This is a genomic window from Effusibacillus consociatus (assembly GCF_042652925.1).
Lineage (GTDB): Bacteria > Bacillota > Bacilli > Tumebacillales > Effusibacillaceae > Effusibacillus > Effusibacillus consociatus.
Genome location: NZ_JBHSHC010000014.1, coordinates 43224 through 62843 on the forward strand (window position 1 = coordinate 43224; position 19620 = coordinate 62843).

General features: G+C 46.1%; 15 protein-coding genes. 12 read left to right on the forward strand and 3 right to left on the reverse strand.

Annotated features, from left to right (window positions below):
* Positions 1-14: 14 nt before the first annotated feature.
* The 3 genes from ACFO8Q_RS02070 to ACFO8Q_RS02080 all read left to right on the forward strand — a co-directional run bounded on the left by ACFO8Q_RS02070 (position 15) and on the right by ACFO8Q_RS02080 (position 2966).
* Positions 15-989, forward strand: a complete 975-nt coding sequence (locus tag ACFO8Q_RS02070; protein ID WP_380023939.1) for an aldo/keto reductase — start codon at positions 15-17, stop codon at positions 987-989.
* A 248-nt stretch (positions 990-1237) separates the two neighbouring features.
* On the forward strand, positions 1238-1990 hold the full coding sequence (locus ACFO8Q_RS02075; RefSeq protein ID WP_380023940.1) for a ThuA domain-containing protein: 753 nt from the start codon (positions 1238-1240) through the stop codon (positions 1988-1990).
* Between the two features lie 19 nt (positions 1991-2009).
* Entirely contained in the window at positions 2010-2966 is a 957-nt protein-coding gene (locus ACFO8Q_RS02080) for a carbohydrate kinase family protein (protein ID WP_380024178.1), read from the forward strand.
* A gap of 231 nt (positions 2967-3197) precedes the next feature.
* On the opposite strand, the gene ACFO8Q_RS02085 is transcribed toward ACFO8Q_RS02080, so the two are convergent.
* From ACFO8Q_RS02085 to ACFO8Q_RS02095, 3 genes are all read right to left on the reverse strand, one after another.
* Entirely contained in the window at positions 3198-5159 is a 1962-nt protein-coding gene (locus tag ACFO8Q_RS02085; RefSeq protein WP_380023942.1) for a hydantoinase B/oxoprolinase family protein, read from the reverse strand.
* On the reverse strand, positions 5116-7206 hold the full coding sequence (locus ACFO8Q_RS02090; protein WP_380023943.1) for a hydantoinase/oxoprolinase family protein: 2091 nt from the start codon (positions 7204-7206) through the stop codon (positions 5116-5118). Before ACFO8Q_RS02090 ends, ACFO8Q_RS02085 begins: the two co-directional genes overlap by 44 nt.
* A gap of 261 nt (positions 7207-7467) precedes the next feature.
* Positions 7468-8856, reverse strand: coding sequence for a purine-cytosine permease family protein (locus ACFO8Q_RS02095; protein ID WP_380023944.1), 1389 nt, complete (start codon positions 8854-8856; stop codon positions 7468-7470).
* Between the two features lie 420 nt (positions 8857-9276).
* Between ACFO8Q_RS02095 and ACFO8Q_RS02100 the strand changes: the two genes are divergently transcribed.
* The 9 genes from ACFO8Q_RS02100 (at position 9277) to ACFO8Q_RS02140 (ending at position 19469) form a co-directional block, all read left to right on the forward strand.
* The gene (locus ACFO8Q_RS02100; RefSeq protein ID WP_380023945.1) at positions 9277-10152 is read left to right on the forward strand and encodes a 5-oxoprolinase subunit B family protein; all 876 of its coding nucleotides are present in this window, start codon (positions 9277-9279) and stop codon (positions 10150-10152) included.
* Positions 10145-11122: a 5-oxoprolinase subunit C family protein gene (locus ACFO8Q_RS02105; protein WP_380023947.1), complete on the forward strand. Its 978-nt coding sequence runs from the start codon at positions 10145-10147 to the stop codon at positions 11120-11122. The genes ACFO8Q_RS02100 and ACFO8Q_RS02105 overlap by 8 nt, the downstream gene beginning before the upstream one ends.
* A 19-nt stretch (positions 11123-11141) precedes the next feature.
* On the forward strand, positions 11142-11390 hold the full coding sequence (locus tag ACFO8Q_RS02110; RefSeq protein WP_380023948.1) for an acetyl-CoA carboxylase: 249 nt from the start codon (positions 11142-11144) through the stop codon (positions 11388-11390).
* Positions 11391-11416: 26 nt separating this feature from the next.
* Positions 11417-12766 (forward strand): acetyl-CoA carboxylase biotin carboxylase subunit, encoded by a 1350-nt coding sequence (locus ACFO8Q_RS02115; protein WP_380023950.1) that lies wholly within the window; start codon positions 11417-11419, stop codon positions 12764-12766.
* Between the two features lie 18 nt (positions 12767-12784).
* Positions 12785-13555: a LamB/YcsF family protein gene (locus ACFO8Q_RS02120; protein WP_380023953.1), complete on the forward strand. Its 771-nt coding sequence runs from the start codon at positions 12785-12787 to the stop codon at positions 13553-13555.
* Positions 13556-13728: 173 nt separating this feature from the next.
* A complete protein-coding gene (locus ACFO8Q_RS02125; RefSeq protein WP_380023955.1) occupies positions 13729-15795 on the forward strand; it encodes a sigma 54-interacting transcriptional regulator in 2067 nt (688 codons plus the stop codon).
* 12 nt (positions 15796-15807) lie between these two features.
* Positions 15808-16692: a 5-oxoprolinase subunit B family protein gene (locus ACFO8Q_RS02130; protein ID WP_380023957.1), complete on the forward strand. Its 885-nt coding sequence runs from the start codon at positions 15808-15810 to the stop codon at positions 16690-16692.
* Positions 16693-17670 carry a 5-oxoprolinase subunit C family protein gene (locus tag ACFO8Q_RS02135; protein WP_380023959.1) on the forward strand — a complete coding sequence of 326 codons (978 nt, stop codon included), beginning with the start codon at positions 16693-16695 and terminating at the stop codon, positions 17668-17670.
* Positions 17671-17684: 14 nt separating this feature from the next.
* Positions 17685-19469 (forward strand): sigma-54 interaction domain-containing protein, encoded by a 1785-nt coding sequence (locus tag ACFO8Q_RS02140; protein WP_380023960.1) that lies wholly within the window; start codon positions 17685-17687, stop codon positions 19467-19469.
* Positions 19470-19620 lie beyond the last annotated feature (151 nt).

Here is a 19620-nt window from a genome sequence, read left to right on the forward strand (position 1 = left end):
AGGAGTGACAAGTTATGAAAATAGTACCACTCAATCGCCGTGGCATCCCCGTTAGTCGCCTGGTGTTAGGTTGTATGGGACTAGGCGGAGGCTGGAACCAAAACCCGATTACAAGTGAACATGTAAAACAAGCGAGCGAAGCAATCGAGTCCGCGCTTTCAATTGGAATTAACATGTTTGATCACGCGGATATTTACGCGTTCGGTAAAGCAGAGAAAGTATTTGGTGAAGTCCTGAAGGAACAACCAAATCTAAGAGAGAAGATGTTTATTCAGTCAAAATGCGGAATCCGTTTCAAAGAAAGTTCAGGTGTACCCGGTCGATATGATTTTTCTGAAGAACATATTCGACGCAGTATAGATGGAATTTTGGAAAGATTGGGTGTTGATTACATAGACTTTCTTCTTCTCCATCGGCCAGACCCGCTTATGGATCCGGAGGAAGTGGCTGAAACGATCCATGATTTAAAGGCTTCCGGTAAAGTTCGTTGGTTCGGAGTGTCGAACATGAGTGCGGGACAAATTCGTTTGCTGCAAGCGTATTGCGATGAGCCTTTCGTCATCAATCAATTAGAAATGAGTTTGGCCAAAATCGGCTGGCTGGAAACAGGTGTGCATGTAAACCAGAACGCAGCGACAGAGAACATCTTCCCGGAAGGCACTTTAGAGTATTGCAGATTAGAGAATATTCAAATTCAGGCTTGGGGTTCTCTTGCTCAAGGCGTGTTCTCCGGGAAGTTAGTAGATGATCAAAGTGATTCCATCAAAGCGACTGCTAAACTGGTTCAAGAAATGGCTGAACAAAAACAAACAACTCCTGAGGCCATTGTACTTTCGTGGTTAATGAAGCACCCGGCAGGCATTCAACCCGTAATCGGCACCGTTAATCCTGATCGGATACGGGCATGTGAAGATGCAGTAAACATAACACTCACCAGAAATGAATGGTATACCCTCTATGTAAGTTCGAGAGGTAGAGCTCTGCCGTAAAATTTAGGGGTCCCGCCAAGATAATGATATAGGAAATTATTTCAAACATTTTTTCAAAATAGTCTTGTAAACCTTTACATGATGTTATAGACTGCTACCTAGAAGCTAGCCCATTGTTGTTTTTCCATTCAATGTAATCGTTTACAGTAATCGAATTTTCTGGAATGATCCTCAAAAAGTGTTTCTTCAGATGGGGAATAAAAAATGGGTCCCCTTCTATATCTAATAGAATGGATGGGTGAAAAGTAATGTCAAACACAATCAGAGTAACCGTTTGGAACGAAAACAGACATGAACAGACCAATGAACAGGTTAGAAGAATTTATCCTGAAGGAATACACCATGCGATTGCCGTCCCATTAAGACAAGAACAATTTGAAGTGCGGACAGCGACATTGGATGAACCGGAACATGGCTTACCGGAGGAGGTTTTAAATACAACAGATGTCTTGATATGGTGGGGGCATCAGGCTCATGACGAGGTTAGCGATGAAACCGTCGAAAGAGTGCAAAAGCGGGTTCTTGAAGGAATGGGGCTCATCGTTCTCCATTCCGGGCATTTTTCCAAGATTTTCAAGAAACTGATGGGTACCACTTGCGACTTAAAATGGCGTGAGGCTAATGAGAAGGAGCGTTTATGGGTTGTAAACCCGGCTCATCCGATCGTGCAAGGTATTGATCAGTACATTGAATTGGAATCGGAAGAAATGTATGGTGAATTTTTTGATATTCCCCAACCGGAAGAACTTATTTTTGTCAGTTGGTTTGAAGGTGGAGAGGTGTTTAGAAGTGGCTGCACGTATACGCGAGGCCGTGGAAAGGTATTTTATTTCCGACCCGGGCATGAAACCTACCCTACCTATTACCATCCGGAAATTTTGAAGGTCATCTCCAATGCGGTTCGTTGGGCTGCGCCTGTAAATGGGCCAAGTTTGGTGTTTGGAAATGCAAAACCTTTAGAAGTTATTAAAAACAAAGTAGAGACTGTGGAAAACAAGTAAGAGGGGAGTGTAGAACATGATTAACACCAATGCGGTTGTATGTATTGGAGAGCTGCTTATCGATTTTTTTTGTACGGATATTGAAGTTGATTTACTAGAGGGAACTCACTTTTTAAAACAAGCCGGCGGAGCACCGGCTAACGTCTCAGCAGCTATTTCGAAATTAGGCGGACATGCCATTTTTGCGGGAAAGGTCGGGGATGATCCTTTTGGTCGTTTTTTGATGAGAACGCTAAAGGATGTGAATGTGGATACATCAATGCTCATTCTAGACCCGCATTCCCGTACGACACTGGCTTTTGTATCCCTGCAAGCCGATGGAGAGAGGGACTTTACTTTCCATAGAGGTTCTGACGGATTATTAACAGTTGGAGAACTGGATATCCCTAAAATGTTGCAGTCGAAGATTATCCATTTTGGGTCGGCAACTGCTATGCTGGAAGGCCCTTCCCGTGATACGTACTTTCAAGTGATGGAATTGGCGAAGGACAATAAAATTTTCATATCCTTTGACCCGAACTACAGGGAGTTTCTCTGGAAGGGGAACACAGGGGAATTTAGGAGATTGGCAAAAAAGGCTCTATCCTTTTCCGATTTTGTGAAAGTGAGTCAAGAAGAACTGCAGTTCATTACGGGAACGGAAAAACTTGAGGCTGGCGTGGATATTCTTCACCAGTATGGGGCCAAATGGATTTCCGTCACACTTGGCAAAGATGGAACTTTCGTTTCCACCGGGGAGCACTCTGCCATTGTAAAGAGTATACAAGTAAAGGCCGTTGATTCCACAGGGGCAGGGGACGCTTTTGTTGGTGCTGTCTTGTTTCAGTTATCCCGATTCGAACATCCTCTGCAGACCATCCATGACTTTGAAAAAATTAAGGAAATGACTTTTTTCGCAAATAAAGCGGCTGCACTGGTATGTACGAAAATGGGAGCTATCTCTTCCTTGCCGAACTATGAAATGGTAGTAAATTGAGGGAGATGTTGATTACGAGTTCCAAGGATTTGAAACTTCGGCTCCGACCGTTTAGTGTGTTGGTTACGGCGGGGGCATTATTTACGGCAGTCTTTACCTTTGCATCTATATTTATCAATATCCATATTTATCAATATCGAGGACAAGAAACCCTGAACACGAAAGTTCAGGGCTTCTCTACTTTCCAATCAAAGACTTCCCATTACTTCGCAATCGGTTTTGAAGTTCCTTCTACGACCAATACGCTACAGTTCTCTTTTGCAGCATGTTTCGATACTGTACCGTTGTTTTGGGGAGCAAACTGTTTGTTTGACGATCGATGATCACCCCATACCGGCGCAGGACGTCGAGTTCATCAATTTCACCCTTGCGATATTTTTCAATCACTGTCTCCGGATCCTCAGACATCCATTGCCGCCGGTTTTCCCGGATATACTGTCTTTCCTGAAGCGTTTTGTCATCGTCCAGTTCATATTGCAGAGTTTCCTCATCCCTGCAGCGGATCACAACGCCATAATCTTTACGGGCCCTTTCAATCGATACATAGCCGTCAATGACATCTTCCAGCACCAAGTACGGATCGCGCTCAAGAGGATCACCAAGTCCGCCGCCGCCTGCGGAAGGACGAATGAAGGAATCTCCTTCCTCAACCGGAACATTCGAAAATACGGTTCCGAGAAACCGTTGATTTTCGGTTCCCTGATTTAACCATGCCCCGTGCGGATTGGACGGTAAACCTCCAAACAATCCCCAAGTGACCGAACGGGAACGGTCACAGCAATAGGACATGACGGAACGATCCATTTGAGTGAGGAATCCACCTTTTTCCACACCGCATCCGCCACGGAATTTTCCCGGGCCTCCCGAATCAATCAGAATTTGGTGTTTACTTGTCACGACCGGAGTCAATCGTTCTTGTCCTTCGATTGGCTGGATGCTTAATCCGAGGCCGAACAGGGGAGACATTGCATTGGCCCCGTCTGTTCCGCTTCGGCCGCCGTGGCCGCCAGCCATCCAATCATACCACATGAAGTAATTCTGATATCCTTCCCGTCGGTCCCATCCGCCGATTAAAAGATACTCGAGATTAAAACAGCAGGCGAGTGCCCGTTCCGGCATCACGTGTGACCAAAGTTCAAAAATCGCATTCATGATTTTTTCGTAGGCACCGGAGCAAAAACCGGTAACGGCTACCGGATGGGGAGCATTGACCACCGTATTTTCGGGTAAGTTCGCATGGATGACTCGATAAAATCCTGAATTTAAAGGAACATCCGGGAAGAAGGTTTTGGTTCCGGCCACAATGCCCGAGAAAGCAGAACCAAACGTGGCGTTCAGGAAACAACCGATATAAGGATGTGTTCCTGACAGGTCATAGTGGATCTCATCTCCGGAGATCGTCATCTTGACCTGGATCGGAATTAACCCTTCGCCGACAGCCGGATCCATGTCGATATAATCGATTGCCTCCCAGGTTCCATCCGGCAGTGAGGCGATTCGGGAACGGGCAACTCGTTCCACATAGTTCTGCACTTCTTCAAATGCGGTGACAACGACATCCTTGCCGTATTTTTCAATTAAGCGGAGAAGCTGATCTTCTCCAACGCGCGTGGCTTCCGCTTGCGCTCTCAAATCCCCGAGTCTCTCATTCGAGAGGCGCATATTGGCCAGCAGTAAATTGGCGACATCCTTCTTAAATACACCTTTTTCCCAGATTCGGATCGGGGGAATCCGCATTCCCTCTCCGAAATGCTCTTTTGCGTTGATATCGAAAGAACCGGGAGTCGATCCGCCCACATCAGCCCAATGCCCGTTTGATTGCATGAGGGCGATCAGTTCACCTTGATAGAAAACGGGCCGGATTACCCTCACATCACAAAAATGGGTACCGCCGCGATACGGATCATTCACTAAAAATACGTCCCCGGGAGAGATATCTTCCGTAAAGTCTTCCAAGACCGCCTTTGCCGACAAATGCAAAGTCCCAACATGGACTGCAATGTCCTGTGTTCCCTGCATCACTGTATTGCCTTGGGCGTCGCACAGGCAGGAACTGAAATCGCGGTTATAGATTACGAAAGAGTAGCAGGTTCGAAGAATTTGCTCAGACATCTGGTCGACCAGATTGACGAAAGCATTTTTCAATACTTCAAATGTTACCGGATCCAACTTCTGTCTTTGCAGCAAAGTCATGAGTTTCACCTCTTTTCGTAATAGTCATAATGATATTGAGGAATCTGTCGGCTTTCGCTTGTACCCCCGGTGGAACGACTACGGTCGAATCGAGCTGTTCAACGATAGCAGGACCGGTAAATTCCGCTTCAGCCGGCAGCTTGGAACGATCATAGACCGGGGTCAGGACAAAGCCTCCTGACTCTTCAAAGTAGACTTCACGAATTTCCAACAGAGCGTCTTCCAGATTCCCGATCGGTACGCACTCGGGCAGATTCGGTTTCGGTACGACACCGATGGCTGCCACATGGAGACCATAAATTTCAATGCCTTGGTCAACGTTGGAGAAAGAAAATTCTCTCTCATGTTCCTGATGGAAGGAACGGATCAAGTCGTCTAATGATTTGAGAGGGCGGGAAACCGGTACTGAGAGTGAGCGCCATTGTCCCAGATATCTCATGTCGATATAACGAATCAGCTGCATGTCTTCTCCCGTGGTACCCTCGGCTTCCAAAAGTGCAATCGCTTCTTTCTCCATCAAAGCAAATTCTTTTTCGATATCTTCCACGTTTGCTTCAGCAGCATTCACCAGGTATGTTTTCGAAATATCATGCCGGATGTCCACTAATAAGCAGCCCATTGCGGAAGTGATACCCGGGTAGCGAGGCACGATCACCTTGGGAATATCCAATTCCTGGGCCAAATGAGCTCCATGCAAAGCGCCGGCTCCCCCGAAGACAACGAGAGCAAAGTCTCGCGGATCGTAACCGCGGCGAATGGAAACCAATCGAACGGCATCGCACATGTTGGCGTTCGCTACTTTGATAATGGCGTTTGCAGCATCCACCGTTGCGAAATTGAATGGTTTCGCGATTTTTTCGGTGATCGCTGTCTCGGCTGCTTCTTTATCCAAAGACATTTGTCCGTTCAGCAGTTTCGTGTTCAATCTGCCCAACACGACGTTCGCATCTGTGTTGGTGGGTTCTGTTCCACCATGAAGATAGCATGCTGGACCGGGATCGGCACCGGCGCTTTGCGGACCGTTCCTCATAGAGTTTCCTTGATCAATCCAGGCTAAGCTTCCTCCTCCAGCCCCAATAGTGATCAGTTCGATACTTGGAAAACGGATTGGATAGCCATATTCAATGTACCAATCTTTTGTAATTCGCAGTTCTCCGTTATAAGTTAGAGAAATATCGGTACTTGTCCCACCCATGTCCAGACCAATCGCATTTTCGAAACCGCACATTTGGGCGATATACCGGCTGGCGATAGCTCCTGCGGCAATCCCGGAACTTGCGAGGCGGGCGGCAAAACGCGGGACTGTATTTGAAGTCATGACCCCACCACCGGAATGAAGGACGAGTACGTTTCCTTTGTACCCTTTCGAACGGAGTTCCGAAGTCAATTCCTTGATGTATTTCCCAACAACGGGACCAAGTCCCGCATTGACTACTGTCGTGCTGGTTCTCTCGTGTTCAAAGATTTCCGGGAGCGTTTCGGAGGAAGTGCAGATATAGACGTTTGGCAGTTCCTCTTCCAGAATCTTTTTCATTCGGATTTCATTTTCAGCGTTCACATAAGAGTTGATGAAACAGATGGCAATTGACTCAACTCCACGCTTTTTCAGGGTGTGTGCAATTTTTCGGGCGTCGTCTTCCTTTAGGGGTGTCAGAATGTTTCCTTTGTAATCGACTCTTTCCTCCACTTCAAGCCGATCCCGCCGTTTGATATATGGCTGAGCGACATCGTTGTAAGCATCCCAAAGATCCAGTTTTGTACCTCTCCGGATTTCATGCACATCACGGAAGCCTTTGGTTGTGATTAATGCCATTTTTGGTAATTTCCTCGTGATTAATGCGTTGGTTCCCACTGTGGTGCCGTGGGAGAAAATCGATACGTCATGCAGTGAAATACCCGATTGCCCGATTCCGTTAATAATCCCATTTGCCGGATTGTGAGGAGTAGAAGGTGTTTTCGTAACGGAGATTTCACCCGTTTCTTCGTTAAAGATAAAAACATCCGTGAAAGTTCCCCCAACATCGACAGCTACACGATACCTGGACATTTTATTCCCCCTTTACACTTGTACTAATGACTGATTTTTTGCAATATTCATGCCAGTATCTTTTTATCTTTTATTTGTGTCCCATGAGTAAGTAATTACACTCAAAATAATGAATTTGGCAACACGTTTTCTTTCAAAAATGAAAAGTGATTTTTCAAATTTGAAATAAAATGGTGCGAAAATCGGTTTCGTGCAGACATACAAACACCCCTCGCGATTGAATCGTGAGGGGTGTGATTGTTGGTATCCGAACAATTGGGGTTAGGCTACAAGTTCGTCATAGGAAATATCGTTGGCCGAATCTTTTGCGTAATATTTCCCTTTGGTTGCGATAGCCAGTACAATCGTCAGTACAAAGCCGATGATTGCTGCGAAGAATGCCGCGATATTTTGCAGGAAGACTCCCATATAGCCGAACGCGGCCAACGAACCGACGATGCTGGAGACGAGTAGCGATACTACCCCAACGGGATTCCATGGATACAAGTATTCGCTGCGATGTTCAAAATACTGCGGACCGATTTTTAAAGTGCGTTTTACAACTGCAGCATCGGCTACCAGGATAGCCGCCCAAGCGAATAAGAATACCCCTTGGAAAGTCAGCATTGGACCCAAATGATCGAGCGCTCCTGCCAACATCGCCGCAATCGCTGCAATCGCCGTAAACGCCACCCAGAATGTTCTTCCCGGTTTAAAGTTGAACACATGCTCGAAGAAATTGGAAAGAGAAAGCGAGGCGCTGTACAGATTGGTAATATTAATCCGAAGCTGGGTCAAAATGGTAAACAGCGCTCCTCCAACTCCAATCACATGAACGAAGTACACTCCCGGATTCGCCTCCCCCATACGAACTCCGAACCAGATGCCGATTAGTCCCATAATGAAAAAGCACACAAGCTGCGGGATAAATCCGACTGCAAAGACGCCAATCTTAAATTCTTCCTTCTTGATAAAACGGGCATAGTCGGACACCAGCAAAGCCATGATCCCCACGAGTCCGTTCATAATGCCGATACAGGTTAAAAGGGCGCTTCCACCAGCTTGGGCTCCTTGCGGCAAGAATGACCAGATGCTGCCTTTGAACACTGGTGCCATATTGGCTGCTGCTATGATTCCGGCGCTCAATAGAATAATGAAAATTGGCAGCGACCACTTTTGAAGTTTATCAAGCTGTTTCATGCCAAACCAGTTGAAAGGGATTACGATGAGTCCGAAGAAGACCATCAGAGCCCAAACCGGAACAACCTGCAAGTACTCATGGACAGCGCTGGCCATGATCGCCCCTTCAATAGCGCAGTACATAATAAAATTGATGGCGTAGATAAAAGAAGTTATGGAAGCTCCGATATAGCCGAATCCGCCGCCGCGGGCCATCAAGTTTGTGTTCAAGCCGGACTTCGCGGCATAATACGCGATGCCGATTCCTAAAGCTCCCGCCATAACAGTTGCATAGATTTCCGCCAGTAACGCATTCACGCTGCCGAAGGAAAGTGCCATCAAACTTCCCATTTGCATGAATATCATTGCAGTCGCAACACCCAAGGTCACGTTCGTAATGCTCCACCAGTTCATTCGATAATGAGGTGGGACTTTCTCCAATGCGTAGTCTTCCTTTTTCTCTTGTTTACTGTTTGTGAGAATTTCCGCCATTCTTTTTTGACCTCCTTTTAGGAATCAAGATTGATATCGAAGCCAACGGGCAAATAAGTTGTCCACCTCCTAGTGACAGAACAAAGTTGAAATTCCTATTACTGAACCAAGCAAATATTATGCCAATTTTTTAAAAAGAGAAAATACTTTGAGTCCACTCGACCTCAAAAAGAAATGCAAGAGTTACTCATCAAAAACGAACCGGAGTTTTGCAAAACTGAAAAACTATCTTTCAAAAATGAAAGGCATTTACCCGTCTTCCGATGTGGGTTCGGTTAGAAAAGCATACGGCATACGGTCTATGCTGGCCCCCTCATCAATTTTTGGTTGGCACGTTCTTTGCTTGTAATCACAAATGAAAGATCCTGTATTATCTTTTGTTGGATCCGTAGTCAGAATTTTGTGTGAGGTGAAACGAGAGTGATCCGGTATGAGTATGGTGGCGATGAATTTGTTTTTGTTGAGTTGGCAGAGGACATGAGTTTGGAAGCCAACTTTCGCGGGATGGCGATCGCAAGGAAGTTAAGGGAAAAACAATTGGCCGGAATCGTGGATATTTGCCCGGCCAATGCTTCTTATATGGTTCGCGTTGATCCTGAAATATTCCCTCCCAACCAATTGATTGAGGAATTGAAGGAACTGGAAAAATCAGTCTCTGATTTGAATGAGATTGAAATTAATTCCCGGATTGTCGATGTCCCGATCTTATTTGAAGATCCATGGACTCACGAAGCCCTGATGAGATTTCGGGATCGACATCAAGATCCAAACTCGACCGATCTGGAGTACGCGGCACGAATCAATGGATATGGTTCAAAAGAGGACTTTATCCAAGCTCTTACGATGCATCCATTCTTAGTCTCGATGGTTGGATTTGTCCCGGGGTTGCCCTTTTGTTTCCAAATGGTGCCTCGGGAACAACAAATCGAAGTGCCGAAATATGTCCGTCCCCGCACATACACCCCGGAAAGAGCTTTTGGATTTGGCGGAGCGTTTGCCTGCATTTATCCCGTGCAGGGCGCTGGCGGATATCAATTGTTCGGCGTGGCGGCGGCACCGATCTACGATAAAGATCAACAACTTCCTGATTTTAAAGATTCGATGGTGTTTCCGCGTCAAGGGGACATTTTCCGCTATCGGAGCGTCACGATGGACGAATTCGAATCGATACGAAAACAGGTGGAAAACGGAACTTTCCAATACCGTACGAAAGAAATTACGTATACCCCTGGTGAAGTGATGGAAAATCCCAAAAAGTTTTCGGAGGATGCTTTGGGGAGGTTGTATCATGATTAAAGTTGTCAAACCGGGACTGCAAACCACGGTACAGGATCTTGGACGTATCGGCTATTACGAAATCGGAATGCCTCCATCCGGAGCGATGGATAAGTACTCTTTCACGATTGCCAATTTGCTCGTCGGGAATGAGGAGAATTCTGCAACTTTGGAAATCACCTACATGGGACCTGAACTGGAATTTCAGCAAGATACACGGATTGCGATTACAGGCGGTGAAATTCCTCCCAAGGTGAACGGGCAACCGGTTCCAATGTGGGAAACCCTCGTGATTAAGAAGGGGGATGTCTTATCATTTGATTTTGTCAAGCAAGGAGCCAGGGTGTATCTGGCGGTGGCCGGCGGAATTGACGTTCCGTTGATAATGGGATCCCGTTCGACTTACACACTCTGCGGGATCGGCGGATTTGAGGGACGGGCGCTGCAAGCGGGCGATCTGCTGCAAATTGGAAATATGCAAACCAAATCGGTAAAACCCGGTACCCGAATCCCGTTCGAATTGATTCCGCAGTTTGCAAAAACACACGAAATTCGTGTTTTGATGGGATTGTGCAGCTATCGGTTGACCGAGGAAAGCAAGAACCGGTTTTTAACCATAGATTGGACAGTTACGCCGGAGGCGAACCGGGTGGGGTATCGCTTTAAGGGAGAACGCTTGAATTTTATTCCGCGCGAGCAGCCGTTCGGTGCGGGAAGCAATCCGTCAAATGTTGTGGATTTGGGATATCCGATCGGTTCGATCCAGGTACCGGACGGCATCGAACCGATCGCATTGTTGAATGATGCGGTAACCGGCGGGGGGTATGCCACCATTGCAACCGTGATCAGTGCGGATTTAAATCGTATGGCCCAAATCAAGACCAATGAGAAAGCGCGTTTTGTACCGGTATCCCTTGAACAAGCGCTGGCAGCACGCAAAGAAGTCAAATCCAATATCGAAAAGGTCAAATCAGCGATCGCAGCTGAATAAACGAAGGGAGAGGCATCACATGTCTGCAGAAAAATCGATTTTTTCTCCGGTTCCCGGTGTTTTTTACCGCACACCAAGTCCGGATCAAGATGTCTATGTGAAGGAAGGGCAATTTGTCAAAGCCGGAGATACGGTTGGATTGATTGAAGTAATGAAAAATTTCTACGAAATCAAAGCCGAAGTTGACGGTGTGCTGGAACGTTTTGTGGTAGAGAACGAAGATGTGGTGGATGCGGGACAAGAAATCGCGATTGTAAAAGCCGGATAAGCTGGTTGAAATATGGAGGAAACCTGATGAGTTGTTTTGAGAAAATGTTAATTGCCAATCGCGGCGAAATAGCCCGTCGCATTATACGTACCTGTAAACGTCTGGGGATCAAAACGGTGGCCATTTATTCGGAAGCGGATGTGGAGGCCCCGTTCGTGGAAGAAGCGGATGAAGCGGTATGTGTAGGACCGGCTCAGGCGAAAAAAAGCTATCTTGATATTGACAAGGTTATAGAAGCTGCCAAGCAAACCGGTGCGACGGCGATTCATCCGGGATACGGTTTTTTGTCTGAAAATCCCGCGTTTGCCCGGAGATGCGAAGAAGAAGGAATTACCTTTATTGGACCGGCTGCCAGCATCATTGAACAAATGGGCAGCAAAATTGAAGCTCGCCGCCAAATGAACAAAGTGGGGGTACCTGTTGTCCCCGGATGGGATGGCCAATTGTACTCCGTGGAACAGGCGCTTGAGATTGCAGAACAGTTGGGCTATCCGTTAATGTTGAAAGCGAGTGCCGGCGGCGGCGGGATCGGAATGCAACTGATCCATAATGCCGAAGAATTGAAAAAAATATATGCTTCTACCATGCAGCGGGCAAGTTCCTATTTTGGAGACGGGACCCTCTTTTTGGAAAAGTTTATTTCCAATCCTCATCATATCGAAGTCCAGGTTGCCTGTGATCACCATGGGAATGCGATCCATTTGTTCGAAAGGGAATGTTCCGTGCAAAGGCGAAACCAAAAGGTTGTGGAAGAAAGCCCTTCGCCATTTTTGGATGAAGAAACGCGCCGGAAGTTATTGGATACCGCGTTGCGGGGAGTGAAACAAATCGGTTATACCAATGTAGGTACCATGGAATTCATTTTTGACGAGAACAAGGAATTTTATTTCTTGGAGATGAATACCCGCCTGCAGGTAGAACATCCGGTGACGGAGGAAATAACCTGCCTGGATCTTGTGGAATTGCAAATTCGTATAGCGGCCAAAGAAGAATTGCCTTATAAACAAGAAGATATCCAAAAGAACGGTCATTCGATCGAGTGCCGATTGTATGCGGAAGACCCGAAGACATTCTTCCCTTCTCCGGGTACCCTGCAAAAGCTGACCCTGCCGGCTGAAGAAGTGCGATTGGATTTTGCGGTCGTTGAGGGAAGCACTGTTTCTCCCTTTTACGATCCAATGATAGGGAAAATCATCACGCATGGAGTAAGCCGGAACGATGCGATGCGCAAAATGGAACAAGCGTTGGAAAATATTCATATCGAAGGTTTGAAAACGAATCTTTCGCTCTTGCAGTTGATTCTAAAAGACCCTGAATTCAGAGGTGGAATTTATACAACTCGTTTCCTGGATCATTTGCTAGTTACATCTAATTAGGGAGGAAGATGATCAGCGATGTTGAAAGTCGACCTGAATTGCGATATGGGAGAAAGTTTTGGTTTATACCAATTGGGAAATGACGAAGAAATGATGCAATATATCACATCGGCCAATATCGCTTGCGGTTACCACGGCGGGGATCCTCACGTCATGCGGAAAACGGCGGAATTGGCGAAAAAATATGGGGTAGCCATCGGGGCTCATCCTGGCTTTCCTGATTTGATGGGGTTTGGCCGCCGTTATATGAATTGTACCCCGGCTGAAATCAAAGATTATATCACCTACCAGGTAGGGGCACTGCGTGAATTTGCCACCGGATTGGGACTCAAGATTCAGCATGTTAAGCCTCACGGAGCGTTGTATATGATGGCAATGGAAGATGAAAAATTGGCCAGGGCGATCCTGGAGGCTATTGCCGAAGTTGACTCCAATACCATTGTGTTTGCGATGAACCATTCGGCCGTTGTAGAAGCGGGTCAAAAAATGGGGATCCCCGTGGCAAAAGAAGTGTATTCGGACCGAGAACATACGGCGACTGGTTCGATCGTTCTCACGAGGAAAGGGCCTTCCATCCAGGATTACCGTCAAATGGCGGATCGGGTGGTTCGAATGATAAAAGAAGGGCAAGTGGTTGCCCATACCGGAGAAAAGGTATCGATCAAAGCGGAAACGGTATGTGTTCATGGGGATACTCCCGGAGCTCCGCAACTGGCGAAAGCGATTGCAGAAGCGTTGAAAGAAAATGAGATTCAAATTTCCTCTATTCAAGAGGTATTAGGGATTTAGGCAGGGGGGCTGTTGATTCTTCAACAGCCTTTTCTTTTTGGGGATTGATTTTCATTTATGAAAGAACCGTAATATCGATTTTGATTAGTTTTCAAAAATGAATATTTTTAAGCGAATTTCTGGTATTATTCCACTAGGAGCAATTTTCTGTATTTGATAGAGGAGTGAAATTGATGATTGTCTGGAGGGAGATTTTACAATCCATTGGCGCAACCGTACATAAGGATTCCACACTTCACGAAGCGATAACAACTCTCCATGAATATCAATCGGAAATCGCTTTGGTGTGTGATGATGAAAACTTTGTAGGGTATGTGAATCTGGCTTCGGTTTTGCAACAATTACGAAACTCTCCGGATTTGGAACAGAAAATCGAGTATCAGAGAGATATTTTAAAAGTCCCGGAAAGTCACCCGGTTGAATTTTATTACAATATTTCAGCTGTGATTGGGGTTGACGAGACGGGACAAGTAGTCGGATTCAGCACGGTGCAGGAAGCCCGCAATAAAATCAATCAGCTTCATTTTGAACAAATGAACCGGATTCTCAACGGTGCCGGGATTGGAATTATCACGACAAATTCAGATTTGGAAATTACGTTTATCAATGAAATGGCGGAAACTATTTTAGGATTGTCAAAATCATTTCTTCTCTCGCGAAACTATAAAACCTTGTTGACGGTAAATCAAAATATTGAACAGGTTCTTGCAGGGAAACAATTCATCAGTGTCGACAGTTCTCTTAATTTTAAGCAGATTATCGGAAATTTCACTCCTCTTTTGACGAATGGGGAAATATCAGGAGTCGTCCATATTTTCTTTCTGCGCGAACAGTTTGAAGAGGCTGTGCAGGAGTTGGAATTTGTCCGCAACTTGAATGAAGATTTGCAAGCAATTTATTCATCCTCGAATGAGCAGATTCTGGTCGTGAATTCGGCAGGGGATGTGATCCGGCTGGCGGGCACGTTCCTCCAGGACTTTTGGATGGTGGAACGGCCTGAGCAGGTGATCGGAAAGAATGTACGAGAATTTGAAGAGAAAGGGATCTTCCGGCCGAACATTTTCGATTTGTGCATCAAACAACAAAAAAAACTGACCTGTATTCAGGAAACATTGCAGGGACGAAGGATTTGGTCTGTTGCAAATCCGGTTTTTCACGATGAGAAACTGCAAAAAATCATTGTCATATCAAGAGATATTACTGAGATCAATCAGCTTCGTGAAAAGCTGGAGATGGCTCAGAGGAAGTCGGAAGAATATAAACAGGAACTGAATGAATTCATAACAAACTCGAAAACGAAAAAAGACCTCATTTACCGTTCCCGGGTGATGGAAGATTTGGTTGATGAAATGAGGCGGATTGCGGCCGCCGATTCGACTGTTCTTCTCAATGGGGAGTCGGGGGTGGGAAAAGAAGTGTTTGCCCAGGCGATTCATGAATCGAGTAAACGAAAAGATCAGCCTTTTATTCGCGTGAACTGTGGAGCAATCCCGGACAATCTGATCGAAAGCGAATTGTTCGGATATGAAAAGGGAGCTTTTACCGGCGCTGACCACAAAGGGAAACCCGGCCTGTTTGAAATGGCGAACCAGGGAACCATTTTTCTCGATGAAATTGCCGAACTTCCCTTAAACATGCAGGTTAAACTGCTGCGAGTCCTGCAGGAACGAGAAGTTGTACGGGTGGGCGGTGTGAAAACCATCCCTATAGATGTCAGGGTAATTGCAGCTACCAACCGGAATTTGTGGGAACTGGTTCAAGAGAACCGGTTTCGCGAGGATCTGTATTATCGTTTGAACGTAATCCCGCTTCGGATTCCACCTTTACGGGAGCGGATCCAGGATATTGTTTCTTTATCCGTTCATTTTTTGCAGAAATTCAATCGTATCTACCTCAAAGAAAAAAGCCTGTCGCGGGAAGCGCTTGAAGTGTTGGAAAACTATAACTGGCCGGGCAATGTTCGGGAACTGCAAAATATTATCGAACGCATGGTCGTTACCACCCGGAATGATTTTATAACTCGGGACGACGTGTTAACCCTCTTCTACGGAGAAAGGAAAGGAAGAAGGCCGAAAGCGATGGTATTTGAGCTGATGCCCTTAAAGGAAGCGGTCGCTGAATTGGAAAAGCAGTTGATCCAACTGGGACTCCAAAAATATGGAACTGCGACAAAAGTGTCCGAAATTCTCGGAGTCAGTCAGGCGACAATCAGCCGACGGATCAATAAGTTAATGAAGTAAGGGGGAAGTTTCGTGTTTACATTACCGGAGACACGGTTCGATTTTGCGGGTGATGAGTACATCTTTGCAGAAATTTCCCGTGATATGAGTGCGGAAAGTAATTTTAAAGCTTTAGCGATCACGAATGAATTGAGAAGACGAAATATCCCGGGAATTATTGAAATTTGCCCTTCCAACGCTTCATATCTGGTTCGATTTAATCCTGAAATCATTTCCGCTCATGATTTGGTAGATTATTTAAAGGAAATCGACATTACCAAAAGCAATCCCTCCGAACTGAATTTATCGGTGCGAATTGTGGAAATTCCGACTTGGTATGATGATCCGATCACGAGGGAGTACTCCGAAAGATTTAAAAGCCGCCATCAGGCTCCAGACCTTTCAAACTTTGAGTTCGTCATGAAAATCAACGGATTTACGGATAAACAGGCATTTATTGAGGCTCATTCGTCCACGCCTTATCTGATCACCATGGTTGGATTTACGCCGGGAACGGCTTGGCAATTCCCATTGGGTGTGTCACGGGAAGAAATTATCCAGACCCCCAAATACTTGAGTCCCCGAACCGATACGCCCAATCAAGCGGTTGGGGTTGGCGGAGCGTTCACCGTTGTGTATCCGGTATCCGGTCCTGGAAGTTATCAGTTAATTGGTATGTCAGCGGTCCCAGTCTATCACCGGGAACAAAGGTTAGCGGATTTGAAGGATACATTTTTTCTGGCTCGACCGGGTGATCTATGGAAGTACCGACCGATTGACGAGAGTGAGTATAACCGGATTGTGACGGAAGTAAATCAAGGAATCTATTGCTACCACAAGAAAGACATCGTATTTTCGGCGGAGGAGTACTTTATGAAAGGACAGCGGTATATTCAGGAATTAATGGAGGTTTTTTAGGTGCTGCGTATTCTAGAGCCCGGATTACAGACGACAGTACAGGATATGGGGCGGAATGGTAACTACCATTTAGGGGTTCCTCCTTCGGGAGCCGCTGACAAATACTCCTTTTTGGTCGGCAATCTTCTGCTGGGGAATCCGGTAGATTATGCCGGATTGGAGATTACTCTTCTGGGTCCAAAAATAGAATTTCAGAAAAAAACAGTGATCGCGATAACCGGTGCGCCCCTTCAGCCGTTTTTAAACAACGAACCGATTCCCATGTGGGAAAATATCAAAGTCCAGGAAGGCGATGTTTTATCTTTTGCGAAACTCTCAAAAAATGGGGTCAAAACCTATCTGTGCGTTTCCGGCGGAGTTCGGGTTCCTGAAATTCTGGGAAGCAAATCGACGTACGTTCCCAGTCATTTTGGCGGATATCAGGGACGAAAGCTGGAGGCGGGGGATGAAGTTCCGATCGGGGATCCGCTCCCCGGAGTTTTTAGACTGGTCGGAAAACGGATTCCTCCAGATTTTATTCCGCATTTTAAAAATGCCAATGATTTGCGAGTGGTCATGGGGCTTTCCAGCTACAGAGTCAACGATCAGGGCGTCAAGTCTTTTCTCAATACGGAGTGGAAGGTTTCCCACGAGTCCAATCGGGTGGCGTATCGTTATAAAGGAGCCACTTTATCGTTGAAAGATTTTGAACCGCCTTTCGGAGCGGGAAACAGCTCGTTTAATGTCGTTGATATCGTATATCCGATTGGGGTGATCATGGTCCCGAACGATGAAGAAATCATCGTGCTGCTGAACGATGCAACCACCGGCGGCGGATTTGTAACGATTGGAACGGTGATCAGTCCGGATCTGGATATCATCGCTCAATCAAGACCCCTTTCGATTGCCCGCTTTCTGGCCGTTACTGTTGACCAGGCGATTCAAGCGAGGCGGGAACGGGAAAAAAAGATTTTGCAGCTGACCGAACTGATGAGATAAAAAGGAAGATGTCCATGCATACCATACAATCCATGAACACCGATTTTGTTATTGTTGAGGACTCCCTTACAGTGAAAGAAGGTCTCGCCCTGCTTCGAAAACAGAAATCCCGGCTGCTGATTGGCAAACAAGGGGAAGTCCTGAGCGGGATCGCAGACAGCTACTCACTGCTCTTGCAGACTCAGAAATTGACCGATCCAATCACTTTCAGCAAGGAATTTAAAATTATTAGTCAAAATCGCATGCTGTCAGAATCTGATTTGCTGTTTCCTTACCTATTGATCCAAAACGAGCAGAAAGAGATTATTGGGTGGCTAGACAGCGGGGCTGTGGAAATCGAGTGTTTAAAACAAACCTTTTCTCAGGACTTGCGGGATTTAACGACTGATTTGGAAGCGATCGTCGATTCCATTTATGATGAAATTTTGGTTGTCGATGCGAAAGGGAAAATATTGCGTGTATCCAACCGCAGCACCAACAACATGTGGGGGGTCAATCCGGCTACCTTGGTTGGCCAGAATATTTTGAATCTTGTAGAAGAAGGCTGGTTTAAGCCTTCGGTCACCCAAAAGGTCCTGCAGGAAAAAAGAAAAATCTCGGTCATCCAGGAAAACCGGTTTGGCAGAAAAATTCTCGCGGTGGGCAACCCGATTTTTAATCGCAAAAAACAGGTGGAGCGGATCGTTATTGCTTCCAGGGACATCACGGAAGTCACCCGGCTTGAATGCGAGCTGAAACAGGTAAAGCAGCTGACCGAACAATACCGGAAAGAAATCGACAGCCTCCGAAAAAATCACCAGGTTGGCGAGAAACCGATCATTTATCAGTCGGATCGCATGAAACAATTGATGTGGGAGGTCGAACGGATTGCCCGGGCAGAGTCCACAGTCACTATTTACGGAGAGTCCGGAGTAGGGAAGGAACTTATTGCCCACGCCATCCACCATTTCAGTCCGCGGGCGGATCAGCCTTTTGTCAAAATCAATTGCGGTTCCATCCCGGAAAACTTGTTGGAGAGCGAATTATTTGGATATGAAAAAGGGGCCTTTACCGGTGCGCTTCACCAAGGAAAAAAAGGGTTGTTCGAACTGGCGAACAATGGAACCTTGTTTTTGGATGAAGTGGCCGAGCTGCCGCTGAATCTGCAGGTCAAATTGCTGCGGGCGATTCAGGAACGTGAAATTCTCAAAGTAGGCGGAACTCGCCCGATTCCGATCAACGTGCGAATCATCACGGCTACCAACAAAAACCTGGAAGAGATGGTTGGGAGTGGAGCATTCCGTGAGGATCTTTTTTACCGTTTGCACGTGATTCCTTTGTATGTTCCGGCTTTACGGGAAAGGATCGAAGATGTGGAATCGTTGGTCTACTATTTTTTGCAATTTTTCAACCAGAAATTTATGTTGAAAAAACATTTTTCCGAAGACGCCATCGAAATTCTGAAAGCGTACCATTGGCCGGGAAACGTCAGACAACTGCAAAACGCCATCGAGCGAGCGATGGTGGTGACAACCGGCCAACTGATTACAGCGAATGACCTGGCGACAATCGTAGGAAGCCAAAAGGCCAATGTATCTCAGGTTCAGTCAAATGTCAGCCTTCCTCCAGTGCAGGTAAATTCCATTATTCCGCTGGAACAGGCTGTAGAGCTGACCGAACTGCAGTTAATTGAAATGGCGATTGCAAAATACAAAACGATCACAAAGGCGGCTGAAGTTTTAGAAGTGAGTCAACCGACTATGAGCCGGCGTTATCAAAAACTGTTTGGCCAGGCTGTCCGATCATTCAAAAATGAATAACGATCATTCAATTTTGAATTAAAAACAAAGCATATTTCTTGCAATTCTATAAAAAACCGCGTTCACAAAATTGGCGCAAAAATTGCTTAAAAAAGACAGCAGACGGGGGATTCACGCGAAACGCTATCTGAAAGTTGGTTTAACTAATTAT

Coding starts and splice junctions, on each gene's coding strand:
- ACFO8Q_RS02075 (WP_380023940.1), top strand. CDS start 1,238: ATGTCAAACACAATCAGAGTAACCGTTTGGAACGAAAACAGACATGAA.
- ACFO8Q_RS02105 (WP_380023947.1), top strand. CDS start 10,145: ATGATTAAAGTTGTCAAACCGGGACTGCAAACCACGGTACAGGATCTT.
- ACFO8Q_RS02090 (WP_380023943.1), bottom strand. CDS start 7,206: ATGTCCAGGTATCGTGTAGCTGTCGATGTTGGGGGAACTTTCACGGAT.
- ACFO8Q_RS02115 (WP_380023950.1), top strand. CDS start 11,417: ATGAGTTGTTTTGAGAAAATGTTAATTGCCAATCGCGGCGAAATAGCC.
- ACFO8Q_RS02140 (WP_380023960.1), top strand. CDS start 17,685: ATGCATACCATACAATCCATGAACACCGATTTTGTTATTGTTGAGGAC.
- ACFO8Q_RS02120 (WP_380023953.1), top strand. CDS start 12,785: ATGTTGAAAGTCGACCTGAATTGCGATATGGGAGAAAGTTTTGGTTTA.
- ACFO8Q_RS02070 (WP_380023939.1), top strand. CDS start 15: ATGAAAATAGTACCACTCAATCGCCGTGGCATCCCCGTTAGTCGCCTG.
- ACFO8Q_RS02095 (WP_380023944.1), bottom strand. CDS start 8,856: ATGGCGGAAATTCTCACAAACAGTAAACAAGAGAAAAAGGAAGACTAC.
- ACFO8Q_RS02125 (WP_380023955.1), top strand. CDS start 13,729: ATGATTGTCTGGAGGGAGATTTTACAATCCATTGGCGCAACCGTACAT.
- ACFO8Q_RS02110 (WP_380023948.1), top strand. CDS start 11,142: ATGTCTGCAGAAAAATCGATTTTTTCTCCGGTTCCCGGTGTTTTTTAC.
- ACFO8Q_RS02085 (WP_380023942.1), bottom strand. CDS start 5,159: ATGACTTTGCTGCAAAGACAGAAGTTGGATCCGGTAACATTTGAAGTA.